The organism is Gluconobacter sp. GP1 (genome assembly GCF_032913585.1).
GTDB lineage: Bacteria > Pseudomonadota > Alphaproteobacteria > Acetobacterales > Acetobacteraceae > Gluconobacter > Gluconobacter cerinus.
This window is the reverse complement of record NZ_JASGXC010000003.1, coordinates 130753-142312: the sequence shown is the minus strand read 5'-3', so window position 1 is coordinate 142312 and position 11560 is coordinate 130753. Positions and strand designations below refer to the sequence as shown.

The 11560-nt window shown below is 56.4% G+C and carries 7 protein-coding genes; 4 read left to right on the top strand and 3 right to left on the bottom strand.

The window, feature by feature from the left end:
* From R5H23_RS08830 to R5H23_RS08815, 4 genes are all read left to right on the top strand, one after another.
* On the top strand, window positions 1–2993 hold a 2993-nt coding region (locus R5H23_RS08830; protein ID WP_317215174.1), incomplete at its 5' end, for an efflux RND transporter permease subunit.
* The gene (locus R5H23_RS08825; protein ID WP_264649103.1) at window positions 2990–4444 is read left to right on the top strand and encodes an efflux transporter outer membrane subunit; all 1455 of its coding nucleotides are present in this window, start codon (window positions 2990–2992) and stop codon (window positions 4442–4444) included. The genes R5H23_RS08830 and R5H23_RS08825, both read left to right, overlap by 4 nt.
* Before the next feature lie 12 nt (window positions 4445–4456).
* Window positions 4457–4798 carry a hypothetical protein gene (locus R5H23_RS08820; RefSeq protein WP_046900735.1) on the top strand — a complete coding sequence of 114 codons (342 nt, stop codon included), beginning with the start codon at window positions 4457–4459 and terminating at the stop codon, window positions 4796–4798.
* A gap of 355 nt (window positions 4799–5153) precedes the next feature.
* Entirely contained in the window at window positions 5154–7370 is a 2217-nt protein-coding gene (locus tag R5H23_RS08815; protein WP_317215475.1) for a TonB-dependent receptor domain-containing protein, read from the top strand.
* 64 nt (window positions 7371–7434) lie between these two features.
* Here the strand turns inward: R5H23_RS08815 and pnuC are convergent, their stop codons facing one another.
* The 3 genes from pnuC to R5H23_RS08800 are packed head-to-tail and all read right to left on the bottom strand — an operon-like array spanning window position 7435 to window position 11508.
* Entirely contained in the window at window positions 7435–7995 is a 561-nt protein-coding gene (gene pnuC, locus R5H23_RS08810) for a nicotinamide riboside transporter PnuC (RefSeq protein WP_211500529.1), read from the bottom strand.
* Window positions 7986–9128, bottom strand: a complete 1143-nt coding sequence (locus R5H23_RS08805) for a phosphotransferase (RefSeq protein ID WP_317215173.1) — start codon at window positions 9126–9128, stop codon at window positions 7986–7988. Before R5H23_RS08805 ends, pnuC begins: the two co-directional genes overlap by 10 nt.
* A gap of 4 nt (window positions 9129–9132) precedes the next feature.
* Entirely contained in the window at window positions 9133–11508 is a 2376-nt protein-coding gene (locus R5H23_RS08800; RefSeq protein WP_317215172.1) for a TonB-dependent receptor domain-containing protein, read from the bottom strand.
* Window positions 11509–11560: the final 52 nt, after the last annotated feature.

Below are 11560 nucleotides of genomic sequence, written 5' to 3'. Positions count from 1 at the left end.
CGGTTGTCCGTCCGATTTTGCAGCAGATGTATGGTCTGGATCATCTCGAATATCTGTCTGCCTCGTCCTATGCGAGCGGACAGATGGAAATCGATCTGACCTTCGAGCAGGGGACCAATCCTGACATCGCTCAGGTTCAGGTTCAGAACAAACTTCAGCTGGCGCAGCCGCGTCTGCCGTCTGAAGTGACAGCTCAGGGTCTGGGCGTCACGAAGGCCACCAAGAACTTCATGATGGTTCTGGCCTTTATTTCCGAAGACGGAAGCATGTCCGGTCAGGACATTGCCGATTACGTGGCGTCCAATATCTCTGATCCACTGTCGCGTGTGTCAGGTGTGGGTGATCACACACTGTTCGGCTCAGAATACGCGATGCGTATCTGGCTTGATCCGTCCCGGCTGTATAATTACGGCCTGACGGTCGGCGATGTGCAGTCCGCCATTCAGGCACAGAATATTCAGGTTTCGTCCGGTGAGTTGGGTGGTTTGCCCGCTAAAAAAGGCATCGGATTTGACGCAACGGTTATTGGTCCGACGCGTCTGAGTTCGCCTGAAGAATTTAACAAGATCCTGCTCAAGGTTCAGCAGGATGGCAGCCAGGTTCGCCTGAGCGATGTGGCTCGTGTTGAACTCGGTGCACAGAGTTACGCTCTCGGTTCCGTCTATAACGGTCATCCTGCATCTGCGATGGCTCTGAAGCTGGCGCCGGGCGCCAATCAGCTTCAGACTGAAGCCGCAGTCCGTAGCCGAATGACAGATCTGCAGCGCTATTTCCCGCATGGTCTGAAGCTGGTTTACCCGCTTGATACGGAGCCGTTCATTACGCTCTCGATCAAGGAAGTTATCGAGACGCTGGTTATCGCCATCATTCTCGTGTTCTTCGTGATGCTGATCTTCCTTCAGAACTTCCGCGCCACGCTGATCCCGACGATTGCTGTCCCGGTTGTTCTTCTGGGCACGTTCGGGCTGCTGTCCGTGATGGGATACAGCATCAACACGCTGACCATGCTGGCTATGGTTCTGGCTGTTGGTCTGCTCGTGGACGATGCGATCGTCGTTGTTGAAAACGTCGAGCGTGTGATGACGGATCAGGGCCTGTCTCCCAAGGAAGCTGCTCGCCAGTCCATGGATGAGATTTCCGGTGCCCTGATTGGCATCGTGCTGGTTCTGACGGCTGTGTTCCTGCCGATGGCCGCCTTCGGTGGTTCTACCGGTGTGATTTATCGCCAGTTCTCCATCACCATTGTTGCCGCCATGTGGTTGTCTGTTCTGGTGGCTATGGTTATGACGCCGGCACTCTGCGGGTCCATGCTGAAGCCTACCCATAAGGGCCATGAGCGTGGTCCGGCAGCCTGGTTCAATCGTAATTTTGACCGCCTGACCAATGGTTATCTGAGCGGTGTGAAGTGGCTGATCCGCGCGCCTGTTGTCAGCATGGTTGTCTTTCTGCTGCTGACCGCCGGTGTGGTGTTCCTGTTCAATCGCGTGCCTGGTGGGTTCTTGCCTGACGAAGATCAGGGAATCATCTTCGGTCAGGTCACGATGCGGAATAACGCAACGCAGGAGCAGACCGCTGCCGTCAACAAGAAGATCACGGATTACGTCCTGAAAAATTACGGGGACTACGTTCAGTCTGTCTTCACGATGAACGGCTTCAGTTTTGCCGGGCAGGGTCAGTCTGCGGGTGCATTCTTTATTCGAATGAAGCCGTGGGATCAGCGCCCCGGTGCTGCCCATACGACGATGACCGTGTCTCGTGAAATCATGATGCATTTCTGGATGGATCCGGACGCGCAGATCTTCGCAGTCAACCCGCCAGCCGTGATGGAACTGGGTAACGCTACCGGTTTCGATCTGGAACTTGAGGACACAGGCCATCTGGGTCACGCAGCACTGCTGGCTGCACGGAATCAGGTGCTGATGGAAGCAGCTAAAAATCCGCTCCTTCAGGCTGTTCGTCCGCTCGGCATGGAAGATGCGCCGCAGTTTAAGCTGGACATCAACCGTGAACGTGCGAACGCACTTGGGCTGACCAACGCTGACATCAACACGACGCTGGAAGGTGCTCTTGGCTCCATCTACGTCAACCAGTTCATGCGTGATGACCGTGTGAAGCAGGTCTATATTCAGGGTGAACCCTGGGCGCGTATGACGCCGGAAGATCTGAACCGCTGGTACGTCCGCAATACGACGGGCACGATGGTTCCGTTCAATGCCTTTGCTTCTGGTACGTGGGAAAGCGGCCCGCAGAAGGTCGAAGACTACAACGGCATGAACTCCTATGAGATTCAGGGGCAGCCCGCCGTTGGGTCCAGTTCCGGTCAGGCTATGAGCGAGATGGAAAAAATCCTCGCCAAGCTGCCACGTGGTATCGGGTATGAGTGGACGGGTCTGTCCTACGAACAGCTTGCATCCAGTGGTTCAACGGGGCCGCTTTATGCTCTGGCAGCTATCGTGATCATGTTCTGTCTTGCCGCGCTTTATGAAAGCTGGGCCATTCCTTTTGCGGTACTTCTGGTGCTGCCACTGGGTGTGCTTGGAGCGATTGCTGCAACGTTGGGCCGTGGCCTTTCCAATGACGTTTACTTCCAAGTTGGTCTGCTGACGACAGTTGGCCTGTCTGTGAAGAACGCGATCCTGATTGTGGAATTTGCCAAGGCTTTCTTCGAAGAAGGGCAGTCTCTGGAAGAGTCCGTGATTGAAGCCGGGCGTGAACGTCTGAGGCCAATTCTCATGACGTCCATTGCGTTTGTCTGCGGTGTGTTCCCGCTTGCGATCGCAACGGGGGCGGGCTCTGCTGCACGTGTGGCCATCGGCACCTGCGTGGTTGGCGGCATGCTGTCTGCAACCTTGCTTGCGATTTACTTTGTGCCGGTATTCTTCGTGGTGGTGCTGCGTCTGTTCCGTGTGGTCCGGATCCGGGACCGGAAGGACGCCTATGCCCATCTGGATAATAAGGCGACACCTGCCATTGAAGGGGAGCACGGCGCATGAAGGCCCGTCTTGGATTTGCCGCGCTGCTGATGCTTTCCGGCTGCAACATGGCTCCCAGATATCATCAGCCGACGCAGGCTGTGCAGAATTCTTACCCGCAGGATACAGGCGCTAAGAACGTCTCTTCGGTGGCCAAATCCTATAATCTGGGATGGGAAGATTTCTTCACGGACCCTCGTCTGAAAGCTCTGGTCCAGTTGGGGCTCAGGAATAACCGGGATTTAGCCGCTCAGGCCGCGGCTATCACGGTGGCTCGTGGGCAATATGAAATTCAGAACGCATCCCTGTTCCCGATCATCACGGCCGGCGGGCAGGGCATGTTCATGGCGCCGTCAAGCACGGCAGGCTTCTCTTTTGCGCCTGGGCTTGGGACCAGCGTTTCGACCCTGCGGCTTTATCAGACGTCCATCGGCTTTTCGTCTTACGAGGTGGATCTCTGGGGCCGTATTCGCAACCTGACGAAGCAGCAGGCCGAGACGGTTCTGAACAGTGTTGAGGGCGCACGAAACGTTCTGATTACGACGGTCTCGCAGATTGGCACGACCTACATTCAGTGGCTTGCGGATCGGGAACAGCTTCGTGTTACACGCGACACCCTGAAGTCCCAGCGGGATACGCTGCGTCTGACGCAGCTTTCCTACGACAATGGCGAGACAGATGCCCTGACGCTTGCGCAGGTCAAGACGCAGGTCGAACAGGCTTCTGCGTATGAGGCGCAGTATTTGCGTGCCGTAGCGGATGACGAGCATGGTCTTCAGGTTCTGGTGGGCGTGCCGTTGCCGGCCGATCTGCCGCCGCCAGCGCCATTTGGTGCTCAGACGATGATCAGTGATCTGCCGGAAGGGTTGCCGTCGGATCTTCTGGCCCAACGCCCTGATATTGTCGCGGCGGAGCACACTCTGATTGGTGCCAATGCAAGTATTGGTGCGGCACGAGCTGAGTTTTTCCCGAAGGTAACGCTGACGGCGTCTGAAGGGACAAGCTCCCTGCAGTTCCGCAAGCTGTTTACGCCGGGTGCCGAGACGTGGTCGGTCTCGCCGTCCATCAGTCTGCCAATTTTCACCTGGGGGCAGAGTGAGGGAAATCTGCTGATGGCGAAGGGGCAGAAGCTCCAGTATGCCGCGCAGTATGAGAAAACTGTGCAGACAGCTTTCCGGGAAGTGTCTGACGCGCTTACGGCACGTGAGACCTACACGGCGCAGCAGCAGCATATGCAGTCGCTCGTTGACCAGTCACAGAAGGCCTATGATCTTGCGAAGATGCGCTATGATGCAGGGATCGACAGCTATCTGACGACGCTTGAGCAGCAGAGAACGCTTTATCAGGCTCAGCAGAATGCCATTCTGGTTCAGGCTGCCCGATTCCAGAATCTTGTCACGCTTTACCGTGCGCTTGGCGGTGGGTGGAGCCAGAAGACGGTTTCGCCTACAGTGCCTGCCGCAACGCACTGACCGGAGAGCATCATGCGCAGGATCCTGACTACCACTTTGGCCGTTCTAGCCCTGACGGGCACGGCTGTCGCGCAGGATGCCGATGGTGACGGGCCCAAGAAGCCAAGCATGCACGAGCTGTATCATAGCTCTTCGCTTCCCCGGAGCCATGCTGACTTCAGTCGCTTCAAGTATCGCCCGCCAGGGGACAAGGTGGTTGAACAGCCGGATGCGTTTCGGCTGCTTTTCCGCACCCGTGACGGCCAGCCGGATGGTTATGCCGAACGTCGTGGTGATGCCGTGATCTACTATGATCGGTATGGCAAAGTGACGCATGTTCAGCCGCTCGCGCCGGACGATGAAACGCCGAACTGACCTGTTTCTTCGACGACTGTTTTTAGAAAGCCCCGCCCTGTTTTCAGGTGCGGGGCTTTTTTTTGTTCGTAAGGAAATACGCGCTTATTCCGCTTCGCTCGTGACGAGATTTGTCGGAAATGAGAAACACTTCATCAAAAACCAGTTGAGAATGTTTCTCATTACCAATATAGGGGTTTCGAAATGTAAAGTTGTTTATCTGAATGAAGAGGTTCCGGTGACTGGTTCGCTGCGCACACACATCACGTCTCTTTCAGTTGCCGGTACGCTCCTGATGTCTTCGCAAGGCTATGCCGCTGCACCTGTGAAGCATGAGAAAAAACCAGATCGCAAACCGGAGTCATCAACGCGGCATCTGGAAGACTCTGCTGGTGTTGAAGGGTCGGATGTCGAACATCTGACAGTTCAGGGACATGGCTTTAACACCATGCATCAGTCTCTCGGGTTGTCCCGGATGCCGCAGGACGTGATGCACACGCCGCAGAACATCAATGTCGTGCCGCAGGCCCTGATGCAGCAGCAGAATGTCAAATCTCTCGATGAAGCTCTGAGGAATGTGCCGGGCGTAACAACGTCCATCGGTGAGGGTGCTGGTGGCATGAACGGGGATCAGTTCCTGATCCGCGGTTTTCAGGCCCAGAATGATATCTATGAAGATGGACTGCGGGACTTCGGTGTCTATTCCCGCGACTCATTCAATTTCGAAACTGTGTCCGTCATCAAGGGACCGTCTTCCGAAGTGTTTGGGAATGGCACGACGGGCGGTGCCATCAATATGGTGACCAAAACTCCTGGTTTGAAAAATTACTACTCCGCTGATTTTTCAGGCGGTTCAGGCAGTTATTATCGTGGCACATTGGATGTGAACCAGAAAATCAATGACTCTACGGCCTTCCGCATTACAGGAATGGGCGATGAGCATAATGTTGTGGGACGAGATTATATCTTCTCTCATCGCTGGGGTGTTGCTCCGTCTCTTGCATTCGGGATTGGCAAGAGGACAACGCTTGTTCTGCAATACATGCACCAGCAGGAAAACTCAGTGCCTGATTTCGGTGTTCCGGTTGTCACGAAACCGGGGGCAAAGTATGGGCAGCCTATTACGGAATACGGTATCCGCCGGACGAACTGGTACGGCACGGATAACGACCAGAACGCCACAAATTCCAACATGGAAACAGCGCGGTTCAGCTTCAAACTGAACAGGCATGTCACGTTCTATGATGATTTGCGGGGCGGTGAGTATTATCGCTCTTTCGCGGCCTCAAAAGCGACCTGCGATACGACGTGTGTGAACAACTACTTCAACGGGGATGCTTCAAAAGCACTCGTTGCACGGTCCGGGCCAGTAGGTGCGGGAGCGGGCACAGGAGCCGGAACCTACATGGCGCCGCTGCCGTATGAGCAAACGAGTTGGTCTGTGCAGAATGTCGGCTCAATGGTTGCAGACTTCCATACAAGCTTTCTTCGGCATCAGGTTGTCGCCGGGTTTGATGTCGAACGCGTCAATGATGTTCGCTCACAGTCGACGTATCTGAAGCCAAAACCGTATGCGAACCTGGTTAATCCGAAGGGGAACGTCGGCAATCTTGATCTGGTACCGGGTGATATGAACCCGGCCGGTCTGGTGTCTCTGGGGTCACTGGGGGCGAAGTCGCATAGCAATGGCTACGGGTTCGATACTGGCCTGTTCCTGTTCGATCAGATCTGGTTCACCAAGTGGCTTTCTGTGAAAGGGGGCTTCCGCTGGGATCGTTGGCAAACGAGCTACAGCCTGACGGGAGGCAATGTCGCGAAGAACCCCGATCAGCATTTTCATGACGTGACGGGCGTGTTCAATCCGAATGCCAGCCTCGTTGTCACGCCGGACGACCATCAGACTTATTATTTTACATGGGCCAATTCCACGACCCCGATGGGAATGTACGTCACCAATGGGTCTGTTCCCATCCGTCCGGGGACCAATTCTTTTGCCAGTCCTGAGAAAGCTCAGCTTTATGAGCTTGGCGCCAAGTACAGCATTCTCCATGACCGGTTGGGTCTGACGGCCTCTTTGTTCCGTCTGGACAAGGGTAATGCATTGAACGCTGATCCGGTGACGGGTGAAATTCAGGGCTCTTCTGACCGGCAGCGTAATCAGGGTCTGGAACTGTCTGTCGGCGGTGTCATTCTGCCGGGCTGGAACGTGTCAGCGACCTATGCCCTTTATGATAGCAGCACGACGTCTTCTGCGACCAAGGCGAACCGCGGCAAGAATGTTCAGTATGTGCCACACAATCAGGCAACCCTCTGGTCAGCGTACAGCGCTTTCCCGGACAAGCCCTATAACCTGACAGTTGGTGGTGGGCTGACCTGGCGTGAGCATGTCTGGCTCGATACCGCCAATACTCTGCGTGCTCCGGCAAATCTGGATTTCAGTGCCATGATTTCCCATCGCTTTAACCGGCACTGGAAAATCTCCATGAATGGCTACAATCTTGCCAATAAACTCAATTACCAGAGCCTTTTCTCGAACCGTGCGACCCCCTCTGCAGGGCGTATGTTCCTGGGCGAAGTCAGCGTTGCGTATTGAGCGGCCAGGTTTTCGATTTGGAGCCAGCGCTTGGCGTAATGGGAAAACGCATTTTGTTTTCCCATTACGCTTGGGAGGCTTTTTGCCATTTGCGCAGCCCATGAACCGCCAGAACGACGAATATCGCGTAAAGGGCGGCTGTCGGATAAAGGTCGCGACTGACGAACATGGCAACATAAGCTGTGTCGATCACGATCCAGCAGGCCCAGCTGATCGTATGCCGCCGCGCAGCCCAGATCTGTGCAACCAGACTGTAACTGCTGAGCAGGGCATCCGCCACGGGGGTGGGATCGTCTGTAAAGCGAGCCAGACAGAAAGCCCACAGTCCGCCCCCAAGTGCGCCTATCAGAAGGCCAAAGAGTAACCCGCGTTCCGAAAGTGGCCGAATATGCAGGGTCTCATCCCCCTGCGCACCGTCTTTCATCCAGCGCCACCACCCATAGAGCAGGCAGCCACAGAATACGGCCTGAAGGCAGGCGTCGGCGTAAAGATGGGCTTTAAAAAACACCCATCCGTATAAGAGAGCGGCAAGAAGAGAGAGCGGCCAGCAAGCCATAGTGCGGCGTGCCGTCAGCCACACGCCGATGGCACTCAGAAGGGCCGCGATGAGTTCCGTCAGGGACATGCGGCAATGGCATCCAGAGTTTCGCGGAGCCAGTTCATAAGGTGTTGACCGTCACGGCCTGCAAACCAGTGTGCATGGCCTAAAAGATAGTCTGCGTAGGCGACATGGGCTGATGCCCTATCCTGAACAAGCGTGCTGTAATACGCGACCTCAGACAATGCGAATTCGACATGAACAAGCGGCAGGAACGCAACGACCAGTTCGCGTTCTCGCAAAGTGAGGGGACGGACACGGTGATAGCCCGCTAACAGGGCGCTCAGCTGGTTCCATGAGACAGCAAAGTGCGAGGACAGCCAAGAGATGGCAGTGCGCTCGATCGCCACCGCGAGATCGTAAGCAGCGCAGGTGCGATCAGACATACCAAAATCAAAGATCCCGCAGATTTCGGCGTCTGGAGTGGCGGACGTCCAGAACTGGTTAGACGGATGCCAGTCTCCGTGTCCCCAACAGGGGATAATCTCCGTCAGGAGTGGTCGCAGTTTTGCGTGGAAAGGTTCCAGGACACTTAGGGCCTGCTGCCAAGCCTCTGGATTCAGCGTCATGTTGAGGCCCGGTTGAGACGCAGCCCAATGACGGATGCCAGTCTCAAGATCGGGGTTGGTAATAGCGTTGAAGCTGGATAGCAAAAGCCGATCAGGCCGGGCGGGGGCGGCGTAATCTGTCGCTGCAAGATGAAGACGGGCGAGTGTGCCGCCAGCGGTATGCGCATGTTCTGAACAGAGAAACGGCTCCCAGGACTGAACATCTCGATAAAGATCCAAGCCGGGTAAGGGAGGAAAAACCTCATAAACCCAACTATGATCTGTCAGAGCGCAGTGTTGTTCCCGCGTTGTAAGCGCCGCCGTGACGGGTAAGTCATGGCGGCTAAGATGCGTCATGAAAGCGTGTTCTTCCGTCAGGGCGTTCTGATCGCGAAGGCGTGGATCATGACGCTTTAGAAAAAGCACCGTGCCGTCGGTAAGGCGGGTCAGGGCTGTCGCGGAGAACGGGCGTTGTCCATGCCACAGAACAGTTTCTGGAACGGCCGAGTTGGGAAAAAACGCCAGAACACGTTTCGCCTCGGCGAGTGTTAGAGGCGGCCAGTGCCGTTCAGCCTGCACACCATTGACGCCGAACTGTCCGGGAGCAGTCACGGGTTCAGAAGCCTGTGGACGCTGTGAACAGGGCTGCGAAACCGCCGCCGATGTAATAACTCGGGGCGCTCCCGCTGATCGTGCTGCCGTAAATGCCAGTCGTGTCCTTTGCGTTCAGGGTCGGGCTGGCAACGCCGGACAGGGAGCGCTCATTGGTGATGTTGATGAAGTTCAGGCGCAGGGTTGGTTTGTGCAGGCGAGACAGATCACCGAAGCGGTAGCCGACGGAAATATCGCCGGTCGTTCGGTCTGACATCCGCTCATCATTCATGAACGTTGCGTATTGGTGCCCGGTGTAATGCAGGGTGGCCACGCCGAAGATATGCCCGTCATCGTAACTGATGCCAGCCGCGGCCTGAAGTGTCGGGCTGCGAACGGCGATTTTGCCTTTGGTCGGCAGAAGATCGCCGCCGGAGGCAATGTTGTTATCAATGGTGGCGTGCAGATACTCGCCGGAAACATAGGGGCTGAAGTGGTGCCAGGGGCGCAGGCCGATTTCCACATCCACACCGCGGGAGGTTTGGCCGCCGGCATTCATGGTCGTCTGAATGATGGAGCCGTTCTGGGAGGCGAGTGTTGAGATCTGGCGGTTGGTGAAATTGTAGTTGAACAGCGTCAGGCTGCCGATGATCCATTGTCCTGTGCGGCGATATCCCAGTTCTTCGGAAATGGAATATTCGTTGCGGACATCCGCGCTGCCGGTTGTCGCGAGTGCGCCGGAGGTTGGGTCGTAGGTGTTGTAAAGCGCCGTCTGGTCTGGCGCGCGGAAATTGGTCGTGGCGTTAAAGAAGATCTGGTTCTGCTCATCAATGCGCCAGCGGACGCCAAGACGCGGCAGAGGCTCCATGCTGTTTGACGCCACACGATACTGAGGGCCGGGAACATTGTTCGTGCCAGCGCGGCTCATCATAACGGCCTTGAAACCCGCTTCGATGGTCAGGCGATCATGCAGGAGCGAGATATGATCGCCCAGATACAGTGCGTTGGTCTGGGAAATAGTGTGGAAGCTGCCGCCCAGCAGTTTCTGCCCGTCCGCAAGATGGATCAGGCTACGGCTGTTTTCCGCCCAGATATCGCCTGAGGCGCCGGTGGCAGAAACGGTTGTGAAGGGCTGCTGCTCGTTGTCGTCTCCGTAATCGTACCAGTAACCGAGGACGAAGTCGTTCCAGCCGGTTTTGTAATGCAGGGTGGAATTGAATCCGGAGCGATAACTGCGTTGCGTGTAGTTGGCACGCACGACAGCGGTTCCATCCTGTGCATTGGGCAGCGTGAGCGTGTCACTCAGGGGCTGAGTGCCGTTATAGAGTCCGGTTTCCGTCAGTGTGGAGCCACCCGGAACGTTGCCATAGGCGAACTGTGCGTAGGGTGTGACGTCCAGGGAAAGCTTATGCGTCAGATGCAAGTGGACGGGCGCTCCTGCATAGAAGGTGCGTTCTGGCGCACGCCACAGACGCCAGTAATTGACGGCATTGTCTGCGTTGGAGGCGTCATAATGGCCTGCAAGGTTGTTCGCGCCATGAATGCCATCGGCTTTCCAGCTTTCCATCGTAACCTGCGGATAATAGCTGGTGACGGTGGTGTTGAAGGAGCCAATGAGGCTGGCGCGGTTGCCCTGGCCCCATTCCTTCAGGAATTTGAAATCGACATGCTGGCGTTTGTCCCGCCCCGGTCCGCGCCAGTTGTCGCTGGCACTGTGGGAATAGGACACAAAGCCACGGATGCCGGAATTTCCGATGTTGCCTGTTTCAAGGCGAATGAATTCGCGGTTGGTGTCGAAGGAGCCATAGGAGACGCTGGCGAAACCCCCTGCCTTCTGTGACGGATCGAGAAAGGACAGGCTCATCAGCCCCCCGGCAGCGTTTAAGACAGGGCTGTCCAGATCTGCGGAACCCTGGGCGAGCGCGACCTGACTGTAGTTTTCGCTGTCAGCGAACTGGCTCGGATAGCCGGAATAATAGGCGACATCGTTTAGCGGTGTGCCTTCCAGCACATAGCCGATAGCATCATTGTTTAGGCCGCGAACGGTCAGGTTGGTGTTGGGCGAAAAGCCGAACGGATCGGATGTGGCGACATTCGCACCGGGCAGCATGGAGGCGAGCTGATAGGCCGTCGCCATCGGGGGTTGCTTGTCCATGTAGTCGCGGCCGACTGTGCTGATAGAGCGCACGCTGTTTTCCGGTCGGATCAGTCCGCCGCCGGGCTGATGTCCGGGCGCACTGTCAGAAACGCGGTGAACCGTGATGTGCTCGGCCTTCGGGGCTACGGGCGCAGGTGGGGTAAGGGCTGTGGTATCCGCCGCGCGCACTGTACCGGCACAAACGGTCAGGCCGAGCAGGAAGACAGGAACCTGGCGGGATTTGCGCGCAAATACGGTGGTCATGATGGTGCTGTCCCGCCTGCAATACTGCGATCCCCCATGCGCAGCGGGGACG

What these genes read in the sequence shown, in the direction of transcription:
- R5H23_RS08825 (WP_264649103.1), top strand. Translation starts at nt 2,990, where the DNA reads ATGAAGGCCCGTCTTGGATTTGCCGCGCTGCTGATGCTTTCCGGCTGC.
- R5H23_RS08820 (WP_046900735.1), top strand. Translation starts at nt 4,457, where the DNA reads ATGCGCAGGATCCTGACTACCACTTTGGCCGTTCTAGCCCTGACGGGC.
- pnuC (WP_211500529.1), bottom strand. Translation starts at nt 7,995, where the DNA reads ATGTCCCTGACGGAACTCATCGCGGCCCTTCTGAGTGCCATCGGCGTG.
- R5H23_RS08800 (WP_317215172.1), bottom strand. Translation starts at nt 11,508, where the DNA reads ATGACCACCGTATTTGCGCGCAAATCCCGCCAGGTTCCTGTCTTCCTG.